Source organism: Flagellimonas sp. HMM57 (genome assembly GCF_021390175.1).
GTDB lineage: Bacteria > Bacteroidota > Bacteroidia > Flavobacteriales > Flavobacteriaceae > Flagellimonas.
In genome coordinates, this window is record NZ_CP090004.1 from 3,313,804 (window position 1) to 3,330,065 (window position 16,262).

The 16,262-nt window shown below is 39.7% G+C and carries 13 protein-coding genes; 2 read left to right on the forward strand and 11 right to left on the reverse strand.

Annotated elements, in window-relative coordinates; all coding sequences use genetic code 11:
* The first annotated feature begins 123 nt into the window (after positions 1–123).
* Positions 124–1,623: a DUF3360 family protein gene (locus LV716_RS14660; RefSeq protein ID WP_163418533.1), complete on the forward strand. Its 1,500-nt coding sequence runs from the start codon at positions 124–126 to the stop codon at positions 1,621–1,623.
* A 144-nt stretch (positions 1,624–1,767) separates the two neighbouring features.
* On the opposite strand, the gene purL is transcribed toward LV716_RS14660, so the two are convergent.
* From purL to LV716_RS14685, 5 genes are all read right to left on the reverse strand, one after another.
* A complete protein-coding gene (gene purL, locus LV716_RS14665) occupies positions 1,768–5,499 on the reverse strand; it encodes a phosphoribosylformylglycinamidine synthase (protein ID WP_163418534.1) in 3,732 nt (1,243 codons plus the stop codon).
* Positions 5,500–5,648: 149 nt separating this feature from the next.
* Positions 5,649–6,158 (reverse strand): DinB family protein, encoded by a 510-nt coding sequence (locus LV716_RS14670; RefSeq protein ID WP_163418535.1) that lies wholly within the window; start codon positions 6,156–6,158, stop codon positions 5,649–5,651.
* A 136-nt stretch (positions 6,159–6,294) separates the two neighbouring features.
* Positions 6,295–7,056 carry an SDR family oxidoreductase gene (locus tag LV716_RS14675; protein ID WP_163418536.1) on the reverse strand — a complete coding sequence of 254 codons (762 nt, stop codon included), beginning with the start codon at positions 7,054–7,056 and terminating at the stop codon, positions 6,295–6,297.
* An 88-nt stretch (positions 7,057–7,144) separates the two neighbouring features.
* Positions 7,145–8,053, reverse strand: a complete 909-nt coding sequence (locus tag LV716_RS14680) for an AraC family transcriptional regulator (RefSeq protein WP_163418537.1) — start codon at positions 8,051–8,053, stop codon at positions 7,145–7,147.
* A gap of 206 nt (positions 8,054–8,259) precedes the next feature.
* Positions 8,260–9,471, reverse strand: a complete 1,212-nt coding sequence (locus tag LV716_RS14685) for an RsmB/NOP family class I SAM-dependent RNA methyltransferase (RefSeq protein ID WP_163418538.1) — start codon at positions 9,469–9,471, stop codon at positions 8,260–8,262.
* Between the two features lie 72 nt (positions 9,472–9,543).
* On the opposite strand from LV716_RS14685, the gene LV716_RS14690 reads away from it, so the two are divergent.
* Positions 9,544–10,575 carry an oxidoreductase gene (locus tag LV716_RS14690; RefSeq protein WP_163418539.1) on the forward strand — a complete coding sequence of 344 codons (1,032 nt, stop codon included), beginning with the start codon at positions 9,544–9,546 and terminating at the stop codon, positions 10,573–10,575.
* A 54-nt stretch (positions 10,576–10,629) separates the two neighbouring features.
* Here LV716_RS14690 and LV716_RS14695 read toward each other — a convergent pair whose 3' ends face one another.
* The 6 genes from LV716_RS14695 to LV716_RS14720 all read right to left on the reverse strand — a co-directional run bounded on the left by LV716_RS14695 (position 10,630) and on the right by LV716_RS14720 (position 16,234).
* On the reverse strand, positions 10,630–10,980 hold the full coding sequence (locus LV716_RS14695; RefSeq protein ID WP_163418540.1) for a DUF6515 family protein: 351 nt from the start codon (positions 10,978–10,980) through the stop codon (positions 10,630–10,632).
* A gap of 128 nt (positions 10,981–11,108) precedes the next feature.
* Positions 11,109–11,549, reverse strand: coding sequence for a hypothetical protein (locus LV716_RS14700; RefSeq protein WP_163418541.1), 441 nt, complete (start codon positions 11,547–11,549; stop codon positions 11,109–11,111).
* On the reverse strand, positions 11,542–12,072 hold the full coding sequence (locus LV716_RS14705; protein WP_163418542.1) for a hypothetical protein: 531 nt from the start codon (positions 12,070–12,072) through the stop codon (positions 11,542–11,544). Before LV716_RS14705 ends, LV716_RS14700 begins: the two co-directional genes overlap by 8 nt.
* A gap of 33 nt (positions 12,073–12,105) precedes the next feature.
* A complete protein-coding gene (locus LV716_RS14710; RefSeq protein WP_163418543.1) occupies positions 12,106–12,648 on the reverse strand; it encodes an RNA polymerase sigma factor in 543 nt (180 codons plus the stop codon).
* A 48-nt stretch (positions 12,649–12,696) separates the two neighbouring features.
* A complete protein-coding gene (locus LV716_RS14715) occupies positions 12,697–14,523 on the reverse strand; it encodes an ABC transporter ATP-binding protein (protein WP_163418544.1) in 1,827 nt (608 codons plus the stop codon).
* 4 nt (positions 14,524–14,527) lie between these two features.
* Complete coding sequence (locus LV716_RS14720) at positions 14,528–16,234, reverse strand: phospho-sugar mutase (RefSeq protein ID WP_163418545.1); 1,707 nt, start codon at positions 16,232–16,234, stop codon at positions 14,528–14,530.
* Positions 16,235–16,262: the final 28 nt, after the last annotated feature.

The window sequence follows — 16,262 nt, forward strand, 5'->3', positions numbered from 1 at the left end:
ATAGCGTTGCCTTATTGTTTAAAAGTAATTGACAGAAATCTTAATAGGATAAACTCTAAAAGGTTAGCTGTTGTTGAAAGGCTTTGGACATAACCAATTTGGCTTCCGGAAATAGCCGATCGAATGACCTATAAAAAACTGCATAAAAAAGCTTCAGAATTTGCCACAAGAACCGAATATTTAGACCACGAACTGCAAATCATGAAGCCTAGAAGGTACCGATTGAACCTTCCGGGTAGGGATTTCAGATTTGAATGGGAAGATTTAGTACCAGCTTTAGCGGGAACCATTGGAATTATTGCCATGTATTCCTCTGTAATGATGGCTTGGGCAGATGGTTTGACCCAAGCTTGGGACCACATAACATTGGGCAAAGAGTTTGCTATTGAGGTATCTCGGGTAGAGATGTTGATTCCTGCCTTGTTGTTTGTCATTCTGGCTTCTGGTTTTTTTAATCCCAGAGCAAATTTAGCCGGTAACCATGGCCCAATGATTCCATTAATTGCCAGTATTGCTTTGGCAGGGGCACACCCCTTGGCACTGGCTATTTTAATTGGAATATTTGGGCTTTTGCTCAGTATTTTTAAGGGAGGTTCCCGTTTGGTCAACCTCACCAGCAAAGGAGTCGCAGGGGGGTTGTTGATTTTCTTGGGCTTCACGGGGTCATTGAGTCAAATTAAGACGATTCAATCTTGGGGCATGGGACTTGAATCTACAGCTATCGAAGCGGGGTCTTTGGGATTTCTAGGATTGGTCATTTTAGCTGTTACGGTAGTTCTGTACAGCTATCTTGCCCGAATCGATAAGCGTTGGTTGGCCATTCCTGTTTGCGCTATTGCCGCCTTAGTGGTAGCCCTTGTTGGTGGTGCCGGCTTTGACCTACAGTTTACCACCGAAATGGGATTGCCAAATCTTAACCCTGCATATTGGTGGGGCAGTACCGAAGAGGGCTGGATGCTCGGGTTACCAACCACGCAACATTTTATTGCCTCTTTGCCGTTCGCCATTTTAGCGGTTGCCATGTGGTCCCCGGATTTCTTGGGGCACCGTATTTTTCAAGAAATGAACTATCCCAAAAATTCTGAAAAAGTATTGATGGACGTTGATGATACCATGACCATGTGTTCTTTTAGACAAATGGTAGGTACGGCCGTTGGTGGTGGTAACATTACATCATCTTGGGGTACCTATATGATTCCTGCTGCAATTGCTAAAAGACCAATCCCTGCAGGTGCCATACTTCTTGGTTTAATTGTGATGGCCGTTGCTATTTTAGGAAGCCCTATGGATGTTGCAGTTTGGCCACCGGTTCGATGCATTGCCTTGCTCGTTGGGGTATTTCTGCCATTGATTGAGGCCGGGGTTCAAATGATAAAACGAAGTGCCTGTGCACAAGCAGCGGGCATTTGCATTTTTGCCGCAATGGTAACAAACCCGGTATTGGCGTGGGCATTGGCTATGTTTTTGGACAATAATGGGTTAATCGGCGATAAGGAAAGAGCAAAGAAACTATCCAAAATAGACAAATGGGTCATTCCATTAAGTATATTGACCATATGTGTAATGGCGGTTCTTTCTGTCGGCATGTTAAAAGGCACCTATGGTATTTTGGCGTTTCTTTGAACGTGACTTAGATATATTTGTTCGGTTTGATTAAGATTGTTTGCTTTAACCATTAACCATTAACCATTAACCATTAACCATTAACCATTAACCATTAACCATTAACCATTAACCATTAACCATTAACCATTAACCATTAACCACTTAACTATGCTCCTGCACCCATTTTCTAGCATTCATAAACGCTTCCAGCCACGGAGAAACTTGGTCATTTCTATCCTTAGGATAATGTGCCCAGTTCCATGGAAATGTAGAACGCTCTATATGGGGCATGGTCACTAAATGGCGTCCGGTCTTATCGCATAACATGGCCGTGTTGTAGTCACTTCCGTTAGGGTTGGCAGGATAGCTTTCATACCCATATTTGGCAACAATGTCATAGTTGTCTTCAGATAAGGGAAGACTAAATTTCCCTTCTCCGTGCGAAATCCATACGCCCAAAGTTGTGCCTGCTAAAGAAGATAACATCACCGAATGGTTCTCCTGTATTTTTACCGACGTGAAATTACTTTCATGCTTGCCCGAATCATTATACGTCATTTTGGCTAGCTTTTCATGCTCTGGATTGATCATATCTAGCTCCAAGAACAATTGGCACCCGTTACAGATTCCAATAGATAAAGTATCAGGTCTTGCAAAAAAGTTTTTTAATGCTTTATTGGCCTTTTCGTTGTATTTGAAGGCACCGGCCCATCCTTTGGCACTGCCCAAAACATCAGAATTTGAAAAACCGCCTACGGCTCCTATGAACTGTATCTCCTCCAATGTTTCTCTCCCCGAAATCAAATCGGTCATGTGTACATCCTTTACATCAAAACCGGCCAGATACATGGCGTTGGCCATTTCTCGTTCAGAATTACTTCCTTTTTCTCGAAGAATCGCAGCTTTTGGACGGTGACTGAGCGAAGTCGAAGCCACCAATGCTCTTCCCTGAGCGGAGTCGAAGGGAATAGTACCCTTAAAATCTTTAGGGAAAACATATTTTAGCGGTTGATTTTTGTAATTATCAAATCGGTCTTTTGCCAATCCGTTTGCAGTTTGTTTGTCATCCAAAAGATAGGAAGTCTTGAACCAAGTATCGCGTAAAGATGGAATATTGAGTCCTATTTCTGTTCCATTATTTCTGATGCTTAACATATCCGAAGCTACAACAGTACCAATGTTTGAAAATTGAATTCCTGCATCATGAAGTACTTTTTCTATCGAGGTATCTTTGGATTGAAACACGATTCCAGCATTTTCGGAAAATAAGAGTTTAATGATATCCGCTTCTCCTAGACCAGATACATCTAAATTGGCCCCAAGCTGTGTATCGGCAAAACACATTTCCAACAAGGTGGTAATCAATCCGCCAGAAGCTACATCGTGTCCAGCTAGAATTTGACCATCCTTGATCAATTCCTGTATAGTATTAAAGACTAGTTTCAGATAACCAGAATCCAGTACCGAGGGAGCTTCATCTCCGATTTCGTTCAATATTTGACTAAAGGAAGAGCCTCCCAATTTAAAATCATCCTTGGAAATATTAATGTAGTAGATATTCCCAGCGTCTTTCTGAAGAACAGGTTCGACTATTTTGGTAATGTCATTGCAATTTCCAGCAGCAGAGATAATAACGGTTCCAGGGGAAATCACATCACCGTCTTTATACTTTTGCTTCATGGACAGTGAATCCTTTCCAGTTGGCACATTGATGCCGAGTTCTATAGAAAACTCGGATACTGCTTTTACTGCTTCGTACAACCTAGCATCTTCACCTTCGTTTTTGCAGGGCCACATCCAGTTTGCGGACAAGGAAACGGATTGTAAGCCTTCCTTTAGTGGAGCCCATACCATATTTGTTAGTGCTTCGGCAATACTGTTTTTGCTCCCGGCAACTGGATTGATCAAACCTGAAATAGGGGAGTGCCCAATACTGGTTGCTATACCTTCTTTCCCTTTAAAATCCAAGGCCATCACCCCACAATTATTTAGTGGCAGTTGTAAAGCACCTACACATTGTTGTTTGGCTACGCGACCACCTACACAGCGGTCCACTTTGTTGGTAAGCCAATCTTTACAGGCTACCGCTTCCAATTGTAAGACCTGCTCCAGATATTCATGAAAATGTTCCAATGCGTACGAAAGCGCTGGATAATTTCTTACTATGGTTTTATCGTCCAATATGGTCTTTGGAGAACTTCCGAACATATCGGATAGCTCCAAATCCATTGGTTTTTCATTGGACTTTTGGGATTCAAAAGTAAATCGGTGGTCACCCGTTACTTCACCAACATTATACATTGGAGAACGTTCTCGTTTCGCTATTTTATCCAATAGTTCCAAATCTTGTTCGCCAATGACCAGTCCCATACGTTCTTGGGATTCGTTACCAATAAGTTCTTTGGCAGATAGGGTAGGGTCACCAACAGGAAGTTTATCGGTATTTATTTTACCTCCGGTTTCTTCTACCAACTCCGACAGGCAGTTCAGGTGCCCGCCAGCCCCATGGTCATGGATAGAGACAATAGGGTTTTCATGACTCTCCACCATGCCACGAATGGCATTGGATGCCCGTTTTTGCATTTCTGGATTGGAACGTTGCACCGCATTTAGTTCAATGGTGGCACTAAATTCACCCGTATCCGCACTTGACACGGCAGCACCACCCATTCCTATACGGTAGTTGTCCCCACCTAAAATGACAATTTTATCTCCCTGTTTTGGAGTGTCTTTCAGTGCTTGTTCAGCTTTTCCATATCCGATACCGCCAGCGAGCATGATTACTTTGTCAAAGCCTAATCGTCTTGCTTCCTCCTCATGTTCAAAAGTGAGCACAGATCCAGCGATTAAAGGTTGTCCAAATTTATTTCCAAAATCTGAAGCCCCATTGGATGCTTTTATCAAGATGTCCATTGGAGTTTGGTAGAGCCATTCCCGCTCCTGCATTCCATTTTCCCAAGGTCTGTTTTGAGTTGGGTCGGAAGAATCTTCCAATCTTGAATATGAGGTCATGTAAACGGCTGTTCCTGCAAGGGGCAACGAACCTTTACCGCCTGCCAATCTATCCCGTATTTCCCCTCCCGAACCTGTGGCAGCTCCATTAAAGGGCTCCACGGTTGTTGGAAAGTTATGGGTCTCTGCTTTTAAGGATAAAACGGACTGAAATTCAGCTTCTTCATAAAAATCGGGCTTATCAGCACTCTTGGGGGCAAACTGAACCACTTTGGGCCCCTCAATAAACGCTACATTGTCTTTGTATGCGGAAACAATATCGTTTGGATGCTTTTCTGATGTTTTTTTGATGAGCTTAAAGAGCGATGAAGGCATTTCCTGTCCATCAATGATAAAAGTGCCATTGAAAATTTTATGGCGGCAATGCTCGGAGTTGACTTGGCTAAAGCCGAAAACCTCGGAATCCGTTAACTTTCTTCCCAGTTTTTTGGATAAGTTTTCCAAATACTTTACTTCTTCGTCATTTAAGGCCAGTCCTTCTTGTTTATTATATTCCGCAATATCTTCAATCTCTAAAATAGCTTCGGGAGTAATGCTAATGGTAAAGATATCTTGGTCCAATCCGTTGTATTTCTGAAAAAGCATGGGGTCGTAATCGGTATGTGCTTCTTCAATGGCATGAAATTCTTCAATTCTAATAATTCCAGCAATGCCCATGTTTTGGGTAATCTCCGTGGCATTGGTACTCCAAGGGGTTACCATGGCTGCTCGGGGACCAACAAAAAAGGCGTCAAGAGACGCCAAAGGTGTTTTAGTCGCTCCCGAAACGAGTTCGGGACAGGCAAACAACCATGTGAGTTTTTCAATATCTTTTGGTGCAATTTCTTGAGCGGTTTGGACGGCAAATACTTTAGTTGCCACATCTCCAAAGAAATGAATCATACAGTTTGCTGATTGAACGGATTAAGAAAATGCAAATTTACAAGTTTAGCTTGGATTTTGATCTACAGCATAAGGGAGTTGTTAACTAGGAAGTGTTGATAGATTAGTGAATTACCCCTTTAAGGTATATCATTTTGTGAATTTCCGCATTAGGTGTCTCTTATTTCCACTATTCTTGAGAGATGATGATCGTCATGCTCAGCAACAAATAGAAATAAATCCATAGTTCTCATGGGTTTTTCCAGTCTAGGGTGCAAAGCCATTTTATAAATATCTTCTTGGGATAATACAGACAGTTTTTCCAAAGTCATTTTTCGAATTTGCTCGAAATTGGCTAACAACTCATTTATGTCCTTGGAATTATGTTGCGCGAAATCGGTTTGTTTGTTGTCCAAATCCGTTGGCCTTAAATATTTTTCATGGTTTAATATGTCTTCTAACCTTCCTTGCCATAATGGTTCTAAATCAATCAGGTGGCCTATGTTTTCTTTTATGGACCATTTATCATCCGGTTTTGACTCAAGCAGGTCAAATGGAACTTCTTTTACCACAGAAGTCAACCGCATTGGAATCCCTTTCATTCTTTCAATAATTGATGGAAAAATGTTCTGGTCGAATGAAAAATCAAATTTTCGCTCAAACCATTTAATTTGCCCCATAACTCGTGTTCTTTTAAAATAGATTTATTGTTTCTGCAAAACGCACAACAATTGACATCTAAAGTAAGAAACTCTTGCATTTTCTAAAACAAAAGCCCCAAAAAGGGGCCTTAGAAATAAAGATTGATTTGACGCGCTAGACAAACATTCCACCAGAAGCTTCAATCCGTTGTCCGTTTACCCATTTAGCATCTTCGGTACACAGAAAAGCAACAACACTGCCAATATCATCACTTTCCCCAATACGGCCCAAAGCTGTCAAAGAAGCAATCATATCGACTACTTGTGGGGATTTTTCAAAGCGTTCTTTGTTGAAATCAGTATCAATGGCACCCGGAGCAACGGTATTTGCCTTTATTTTGCGTTCGCCCAGCTCTTTGGCCAAATACCGAGTAAATACTTCAATCGCGCCTTTCATGACTGCATAGGCTGCGTATCCAGGAAAAGAAAAACGTGCCAAACCACTAGAAATATTGATGACCCCCCCACCATCGTTCATAGCTTCCAATAAAGTCTGTGTTAAAAAATATACTCCTTTTAAGTGTACGTTCATTAAGTTATCAAAGCCTTCTTCGGTTGTTTCCGTAATGGAAGCGTTATAACCAAAACCGGCATTGTTGATCAAGAAATCAATTTTATTCGTTTTGAATTCGGTTTTCAACGTTTTTAAAAGCGTTGTTTTAAAATCATTGAAAGCACTTACTTTACGGGTATCCAGTTGTAGGGCTGTAGCCTTACCGCCTGATGCCGCTATTTCATTTAATACATCATTTGCCGCGTCTTTGTTTGCATTGTAGGTTATTACAACACCTAATCCTTTTTTAGCTATGTTGAGCGCCATGTCTTTTCCCAATCCGCGACTACCCCCTGTAATCAATGCAATTTTTGTAGTATCCATCTGTTTTCAGTTTTAATTTATGAATACCACAAAGCTCTTTGGAACGCACATGATTTAATTGCGAGTACCAATCCAATATTTGTAAAAATCAAATAGTTTCTGCTTTTCTAAAATTAAGTGGGGAATAAGAGGTGTGTTTTTTGAAGAAATTTGAAAAATGCGCACTTTCCTCAAACCCCAAAGCATATCCAATTTCGGAAATGTTCCAGTCACTATGGCGAATAAGAATTTTGGCTTCTTGCACAATCCGTTCTGCGATAAGCGTTGAGGTACTTTTCAGGACAATTTCGTTCAATGCCCTGTTCAAATGATTAATGTGAATGCCCAATTGTTTTGCAAATTCTGAAGGGGATTTTAACTGTATGCGTTGATGGGGGCTTTCTATTGGAAATTGTCTTTCCAGCAATTCAACAAACAAAGTAGAAATTCGTTCCGAGGCGTTAGAATGCAAATTTGTAGCTAAATTGGCGGGTTGAAGTTTCATTGCGGAATGAATAAGCTCAGAAACCAGATTACGTAGGATATCATACTTGTATGCATAATCAGAATCGATTTCTGTAAACATCCTTTTAAAAGTAGTGGTAAAGGAATCAACTTGAGTATCGCTCAGTTCAAAAACCGGAGTTCCGTTAGGTTGAAAAATGGGATAGTTCAGTACATTCCCAAATTGATGAAAAAAAGCTTCGGTAAATACGCAAAAATAACCGGTCAATTGTTCATCGATCTGTTCCCAGTTATAAGGTATCTGGGGATTTGAAAAAACAAGTACGTGCTTGTCCACGTTCACAATTTTATCAGCATAATGCACCCTACTTTTGCCAGTAACCAAACTTACTTTAAAATAATCCCTTCTATTAAAGGGCATTGGTTTTGGCTTTGGGCCCGCAAATTCATCCAGTTTAAACACGTTGAAATGGCCAATTCCAGATTTCAAGCTTTCAGGTACTTGATTTCCAGATTCGGAGTAAAAATTCTCCAAAGTCTTTTTTCGCCTCATACTCCAAATTTATGAAAATCAAATAATAGAATGTTATGCAAGGCCTGGATTGCTTCTAAGGTATTCGTTTGTCCGACTATTTTAAAGAGGTATAAATGAGAGACCAGTTTAGGGAAGTATTAGAGAAATCTTATTACGATAAAAACGAATAGGACACCTACTTGAAACAACTTGGTATTAACTGCCCTACTTTAGAAGAGATTAAATTAAACTTTCTTTAATGAAGCCATATAAAATCCGTCGTACCCTTTTTCAGAAGCATAGATGTTTTGGTCTTTTACCAATTCGAATTCAGAACCGTTTTCAGAATCTAGGAACGTTTTGACCTGATTTACATTCTCTTGGGGTAGAACAGAACAGGTGGCATAGACCATTTGTCCTCCTTTTTTGACCATTTTGCTATAGCTCTGTAAGATTTCTTGTTGAACGCCCATAATACGTTCTATAAACTCAGGTTCCAACTTCCATTTAGAATCTGGATTACGGCGTAGTACCCCCAAGCCAGAACAGGGAGCGTCCAGTAAAAGCCGATCTGCGCTATTATGCAATTTTTTGATGACCTTGGTCGAATCAATGGTCCGGGTCTCTACATTGTGAACACTGTTTCTTCTCGTACGTATTTTCAGCTTTTTCAGTTTACTCTCATAGATATCCAAAGCTATCAATTGCCCTTTATTCTCCATCTGTGAGGCCAAATGAAGCGTTTTGCCTCCGGCACCTGCACAAGCATCCACCACACGCTGCCCAGGTTCAACCTCTAAAAAAGGAGCGACCAGTTGGGAAGATGCATCCTGTACTTCAAAAAGTCCATTCTTGAAGGCTTCAGTTGTGAAAACGTTTTTACGTTCTTTCAGTTTTAATGCATCAGGATATCCTTCAATTGGAATCGTTTCAATTTCATGCTCGGCTAATAAGGCCTGAAGCTGCGTTCTTTTGATTTTGAGCGTATTGGTTCTGAGGATAACTTCCGCTTGTTTGTTGAGTGCAGCAATCTCTTTGGTCCATAAATTATTTCCAAGTGATTGTTCCCCTAATTCATCCAACCAATCGGGAATAGACTCCCTAAACTTTCTTGTTTTTGAAAGTTCATCGAATTTTCCTTTGATACGTCGCTCTGGTGTAACTTCTAGTTGTTTCCAATCGGGAATACGAATGCCCTTCAGCACACACCAAACGGTAAATAACCTGAATAGGTTTTGACGAGAATAGGGTTCTCGTACTTCGGCAATTTCTGAATAGAGGCGCTTCCAACGTGCAATATCATAGGTTGTTTCTGCAATAAAGCCCCTATCACGTGCGCCCCAGCGTTTATCGTAACGTAAAACTTTTTCAATGACCTTGTCCGCATACTCTTTTTCATTGAATATGAGGTTCAACGCATCGATTACGGCAAAAACAAGATTTCGGTGTAAACGCATTCTCAAAAATTAAGATTTGCAAAGGTATGGTTTCTTCTATGATTCCAATTACATTTGGCAAAAATGGAAATGATGCGCAAATCAGTATATATTCTTGGTTTTTTATTAATAGTCGGATGTGCTTCCGAAGAAAAAATAAAAACCTTCTCATCCGTAGCCATAAAAACGGTCTATACGGATTCTGTCAGTATTAGGGCGATAGAGTTTTTGGATAAGCAAACATTGGCTTTTGCCGGAAGCAACGGGATGTATGGTTCTGTAAATACAAATACGGACAAAGTTCGTGGAAATGTTCAAAAACAGGATTCCATACTACCTGAATTTAGAGGAGTTGGTCATACAAATGCTGATTTCTTTATGCTTTCCGTTGCTAACCCTGCACTACTCTATAAAACTGGGGAAAATGGCCAAATGGAATTGGTATACCAAGAAGATGGGGAAGGTGTTTTTTACGATGCCCTTAAGTTTTGGAACACTACCGAAGGGATTGCTGTGGGGGACAGCATGAACGGTTGTTTATCCATATTAATTACCAGAGATGGTGGTAAAAGCTGGAATAAGTTAGCATGCAATGTATTGCCCAAAGCTGCCAATGGGGAAGGTGCCTTTGCTGCCAGTAATACCAATATTGAAACAGTAGGAGATAAAACGTGGGTGGCCACGACTGAAGGAACTATTTATTTTTCTCCGGATAGGGGGAAGTCTTGGTCGGTAATACGAACACCTATGTTAAGTAAAAAACCTACTGAAGGAATCTATTCCATCGATTTTTATGACGAAAATCTAGGATTTGGAATAGGAGGTGACTATACTTCGCCCAAAGCAAATAAGAAGAACAAAATAATTACCATGGATGGTGGTAAGACATGGCGGACTATTGCTGATAATCAAGAACCGGGTTATAAAAGTTGTGTGCAGTTTGTACCTAATTCAGGTGGAAAAGGCATTGTAGCAGTTGGGTTTACGGGAATCTCATACTCAAAAGACCAGGGACAGACATGGCAATCCATGAGTGAGGAAGGTTTTTATACGATTCGATTTTTGAACGATTCCATAGCGTATGCAGCAGGAAAAAATAGAATAGCAAGATTGACATTCAAATAAAAAGAGCGGGGATAAAAATACCTCTCGCTCTTTTAACCAACCTAAATAAATCAACTAAACATTTACAACTACATAGTTTCTACCTGTTTTTCTGTACCACACTCCTCTATATTTATATAGTTTCCTGCCATTGACCATTACCACACTTCGCGTTCTGGGGAGTTTCCTTACTTTTATTCCAACTGGTGCAGCCGCTACCACATAATTACGGCCTTGGGCTCTGTACCAGACACCATCGGAGAAATAGAAATTAGTTTTATTGTGGACAACAACTCTGGGCTTATTGACCGTTTTGACCACAGTCCCGTGCTTTGGATATACCCGAACTACTGTATTTTGTGCACTTGCAATGCTAAAAGTCCCTACTAATGCTAGCATCATCAAAATCAATTTTAAGTTTTTCATAGTATAGAATTTTATGTATTTCTATGATTTTGACTCTGATATTGGCAAAAGGTTTAATGAACTCAAGACGAATTCAATTAAAAAAGGGCCAAATGGCCCTTTTCTAATGTTCTTTGTTGATTTTTAAGCTATCCGCCTTCTTTTCGTTTTCGATATTGTTGAATCAATCGCTTTTTAAAACTTCGTTCGGCCCTAAACAACAAAATCACTTTTTTTGAGGGAATAACGCTTTGCAGATCTTTGATGAAATCTTGTTCTATTTTATGCTTTTCTGCTTGTAGTTTAATGAACTGTTCAATTATTTTGTCAGCTTCACTCTCGGATAACTCAGAAATATTATCAAAACGATTTCCAAAATGTTGGCGCTCCTTTTTTCGAATATTGTCCATTACTTCTTCATGTGCATTATAAACTGGCCAAAATTCCTGTGCTTCTTCCTTTGTCAGGCTTAGTTGTTCCGTCAAGTACGCCACTTTCAATGTTTTTATTCTATCCTTGGCGGGACGCTGGGCATAAAACCAATTAGTTCCCAATAAAAAAACAAATGCTATGAGTAAAGCTCTATTCATAATCATTGTATTCTAAATTTAAATCTTCGATATCGTCAACATTCTCATTTAAATAATCTAAGATATTTTCTTTATCTAATGCTGTTTCCAGTATATCATTTATTTCCAATTCTTCAACTTCAATTATTTCTGCGATTTCGTAAGAGCTTAGCTCAAAATCTGTGGTATCAAAATAAGAATCTATTTCTGCACTGGCCAAATCGGCAAAATCAACTTTTGGTTCACTGTTCCAAGTTATGCCAAAAATCACAATGAAAATAGCAGCTATGGCAGCAGCTCCGTAATAAAACTTCTTATATGATTTCAATTCGATGACCTTTACGGTTTTTTGACTGACCTTGTCCATCACTTTTTGGTCAAACGAATTAAAATACCCTTTGGGAATGGCAAAACCATCAGATTTTGGAATGCTAGCTTCCGCTTCTTTGATTTCTCCCCCTTCAATTTTATCCATAAGTCGTTCATGGAAACTATCAAAGTAACCTTCTGGGGTATTAAACGTATTTTTTTTCTCTTTGTCCATCTTTATGGTTTGATAGTCAATTCTTTAAAAGGTTTAATCTGATTTAAGATAGGTTTCAATCTTTTTAACCGCCAAATGATAGGAAGCCTTTAATGCCCCTACGGATGTTTCGAGGACTTCTGAAATGTCTTCATATTTCATTTCCTGAAAATATTTCATGGTAAAAACCAATTTCTGCTTATCAGGAAGGGTTGCCAGTGCTTTTTGCAATTTTAACTGAATTTCATCTCCTTCAAAATAGACATCCGACTGCAAATTTTCTACCAAAGCCGTTTTAAGCTCCTCATTACTAATCCCCATTTTTTTGGACTTCTGTTTTAAAAAAGTCAAAGACTCATTGGTTGCAATACGGTACATCCAAGAATAGAGCTTGCTATCGCCTTTAAAACCATCAATATTCTTATATACTTTGATGAACGTGTTTTGAAGCACATCATCGGCATCGTCATGATTTAAGACAATTCTACGAATATGCCAATACAATCGTTCTTTGTAAGTATTGACCAACACTTCAAAGGCCTTTGCTTGGCTATCTTTCTGTTTTAATTCTTTGACTAAGGCTTCCTCAGCAATCAATTGTACTACAATTTAAAGCTTTGACTCAATTTTTATAGAAAGGTTTAATTATACAGTGAAGGACTGCATTTCAACCAGTTTTTTGTAGCCTTTTTGTGATTTCATGAGTTCGTCATGTGTTCCTTGTTCCACAATTTTTCCTTTGCTCAGCACGACTATGGAATCGGCATTTTGGATGGTAGAAAGGCGATGCGCAATAACCAGTGATGTTCTATTCTTCATCATATTTTCCAACGCGTCTTGAACAAGTCGCTCACTTTCGGTATCCAATGCAGATGTGGCTTCATCTAGAATCATAATAGGAGGATTCTTCAATACGGCCCTAGCAATGGACAGCCGTTGTTTTTGACCACCACTTAACTTATTTCCGCTATCTCCGATATTGGTATCATAACCGTTCGGCAATTCCACAATAAAATCATGGGCATTGGCAACTTTGGCAGCTTCAATAATCTCATCTTCGCTAGCCCCTTCTTTTCCAAGGCCAATATTATTTTTCACGGTATCGTTGAACAAAATGGAATCTTGGGTGACCAATCCCATTAAACCTCTCAACGATTTTTTGGTGATATCCTTAATGTTGGTTCCATCAATTAAAATTTCACCTTTGTTCACATCATAAAAGCGGGTGACAAGATTGGCAATAGTACTTTTGCCACTACCGGATTGTCCCACGAGTGCTACCGTATGGCCTTTTTTCACCTTTAGATTAAAATCCTTTAAAACGTAGTCTTCCTCATATTTAAAGGAAACATCTTTTAAGGTTACATCGTCAGTGAAGTTCAATTTTTCAAGAGCATTCCCACTATCGGATATTGGATTTTCAGACTCAAGTACTTCCAATACCCGTTCTGCGGCTGCATTTCCCTTGCGAACTCCATAGGAAGCTTTACTTATAGCTTTGGCCGGGGTGAGGATGTTGTAGGCCAGTCCCATGTATGCAATAAAAGAAGAGGCATCCAGAGTTTTATCTACCAATACCATTTTACCTCCAAACCACAACAAGACGCCAATAACCAAAATTCCTAAAAATTCACCTGTGGGTGATGCTAGGTTTTGTCTGTTCAGCAAAGAGTTTGAGAATTTGAAAAATCGGCTGGTGGAAGCTTTAAATGTATTGTAAAATCTCGACTCGGAATTGAAAGCTTTGATGACCCGAAGCCCGCTCAGGGTTTCTTCTACTATAGAAAGAAATTCACCTTGTTCCTTTTGTACCTTATCCGACTGTTTTTTGAGTGATTTGCCAATTCTTGAGATAATCATTCCAGCAATAGGGATAAAGACAAAAACAAAAATGGTCAGTTTCGTACTAATTCCAAACATGATCAGTATCGTAAACAAGATTGTTAAAGGCTCCCTAACGATCAACTCCAAAACGGACAAGAAAGAATGCTGAATTTCCAATACATCCGATGTTATTCGTGCGATAACGTCACCTTTTCGTTTTTCTGAAAAATAGGAAATGGGCAAATCCACAATTTTACGGTACATTTTATTGCGGATATCCTTTAAAACACCATTTCTTAGAAAGGTGATAAAATACATTGCACAATAATTGAATGCATTTTTTAGCAGGAAAAGAACGAGCACAAGACCAATGACCAAAACCAATCCTTTCATGTCATCGTCCCCTGAATACGCGGTGACCCTAAAATTGATATAGTCCTGTAAATAGTCTTTTAAACCAGCAAAACCAGGATACTCTGGCTCTTCGAAGACCTTTTCTTCTGGTTTGAACAGCACATCCAACATAGGAATCAATGCTGCAAAAGAAAGTGCACTAAAAAGTGCATAGAGAATATTGAAAAAAATATTCAGAAACCCATATTTACGATACGGTACCGCAAATTGGAGGATTTTCTTAAAGTAATTCATTAATTTATAAATTCAATTCAGATTGGATGCCGTCCAACTTGGCTTCCAGCTGCGAATTTACGGATTTATAATCCTCCGCCTTTTCCAATGTAGCGTTTGTACTGATATAGAATTTAACCTTGGGCTCGGTACCGCTGGGTCTGGCAGCTATTCTTGTACCATCTTCGGTTTCATAGATTAAAACGTTCGATTTTGGTAAATCGATTGTTTTTTCTTCACCGGTCTGCACATTTTTGGCAATAGTGGTATTGTAATCCTCTATCCAAACCACTTTTGAACCCTGAACGGATGCTACGGGATTCTCCTTGAAATCAACCAACATTTGCTTGATTTCCTCTGCGCCGCTGATTCCTTTTTTGGTCAAGGAAATAAGCTTCTCCTTATAGAATCCAAATTTTACGTAGGCATCTACCAATTCCTCATAAAAAGAACTTCCATTGGCCTTTGCATCCGCTGCAATTTCACAGGCGAGTAGGGTAGAGGTAACAGCATCCTTGTCCCGCACAAAATCTCCCACCATATAGCCAAAACTCTCTTCTCCTCCACCAACAAAATTTGAATCTGGAAAATCCTTGATCATTTTACCGATCCACTTGAATCCGGTCAATGCCGTTTTGAATTCTACACCATATGCTTTTGCCATTTGTTCCATCATTGGAGTCGAAACAATGGTGGTGGCTACGAATTCATTGCCCTTGAATCCATTTTGTTGGTATTTGTCCAACAAGAATTTGGTCATCATGACCATGGTCTGGTTTCCGTTGAGCAATTCCATATTCCCTTCTAAATTTCGCACGGCTATTCCCAATCGGTCACTGTCCGGGTCGGTACCCACGACCATATCGGCACCAATTTCTTCAGCTTTTTTCATGGCTATTTCCAAAGCTTCGGGCTCTTCTGGATTCGGTGACTTTACCGTTGGGAAGTTTCCATCCGGTTTAGCCTGTTCCTCTATAATAGTTACGTTTTTGTAACCAGCACGTTTTAAAACCTCGGGGATTGCAGTTATGGACGTACCATGCAATGAAGTAAAGACAATTTTAAAATCATCTTTTCCCTTTGCTCCAAAGCTTCCATTCTTTACCGAAGCATCAAAAAAAGCTTCATCCACATCTTTGTCAATCAATTCGATAAGACTGTCATTCGCTTTGAATTTAATGTCTTCAAAAGACAAGGCATCGATTTCTGAAATAATTTCACCATCCTGAGGGGGTACAATCTGTCCACCATCGGTCCAATATACTTTGTAACCATTGTATTCCGGTGGATTGTGCGATGCAGTCAACACAATTCCTGCATGACAATTCAAGTATTTTACGGCAAAAGAAAGCTCTGGCGTAGTCCTAAGTTCTGAGAATAAAAAGACCTTGATGCCGTTAGCAGAGAAAACCTCAGCAACCGTTTTTGCCAAAGTATCGGAATTATGCCTGCAATCGTAAGCAATCACGACTTTCACCGTTTCTCCAGCATAGGTTTTTTTAAGGTAGTTACTTAGGCCCTGTGTATTCTTTCCTAATGTATATTTGTTGATTCTATTGGTGCCGACGCCCATAACTCCCCTCATTCCGCCGGTACCGAATTCCAAATTTTTGTAGAACCGTTCTTTTAAGGCTTCGGTATCGTTTTCTATAAGATGTTGAATTTCTTTTTTGACTTCTGGGTCAAAAAAATCGGTTAGCCATGATTTGGCAGAAGTTAGTATGGAATCCATTTAGATGTAGCTTTTATCGGATTTAAAA

Coding starts and splice junctions, on each gene's coding strand:
- LV716_RS14680 (WP_163418537.1), bottom strand. CDS start 8,053: ATGAGGCGAAAAAAGACTTTGGAGAATTTTTACTCCGAATCTGGAAAT.
- LV716_RS14695 (WP_163418540.1), bottom strand. CDS start 10,980: ATGAAAAACTTAAAATTGATTTTGATGATGCTAGCATTAGTAGGGACT.
- LV716_RS14700 (WP_163418541.1), bottom strand. CDS start 11,549: ATGAATAGAGCTTTACTCATAGCATTTGTTTTTTTATTGGGAACTAAT.
- LV716_RS14660 (WP_163418533.1), top strand. CDS start 124: ATGACCTATAAAAAACTGCATAAAAAAGCTTCAGAATTTGCCACAAGA.
- LV716_RS14720 (WP_163418545.1), bottom strand. CDS start 16,234: ATGGATTCCATACTAACTTCTGCCAAATCATGGCTAACCGATTTTTTT.
- LV716_RS14685 (WP_163418538.1), bottom strand. CDS start 9,471: ATGCGTTTACACCGAAATCTTGTTTTTGCCGTAATCGATGCGTTGAAC.
- LV716_RS14715 (WP_163418544.1), bottom strand. CDS start 14,523: ATGAATTACTTTAAGAAAATCCTCCAATTTGCGGTACCGTATCGTAAA.
- purL (WP_163418534.1), bottom strand. CDS start 5,499: ATGATTCATTTCTTTGGAGATGTGGCAACTAAAGTATTTGCCGTCCAA.
- LV716_RS14670 (WP_163418535.1), bottom strand. CDS start 6,158: ATGGGGCAAATTAAATGGTTTGAGCGAAAATTTGATTTTTCATTCGAC.
- LV716_RS14705 (WP_163418542.1), bottom strand. CDS start 12,072: ATGGACAAAGAGAAAAAAAATACGTTTAATACCCCAGAAGGTTACTTT.
- LV716_RS14690 (WP_163418539.1), top strand. CDS start 9,544: ATGCGCAAATCAGTATATATTCTTGGTTTTTTATTAATAGTCGGATGT.
- LV716_RS14675 (WP_163418536.1), bottom strand. CDS start 7,056: ATGGATACTACAAAAATTGCATTGATTACAGGGGGTAGTCGCGGATTG.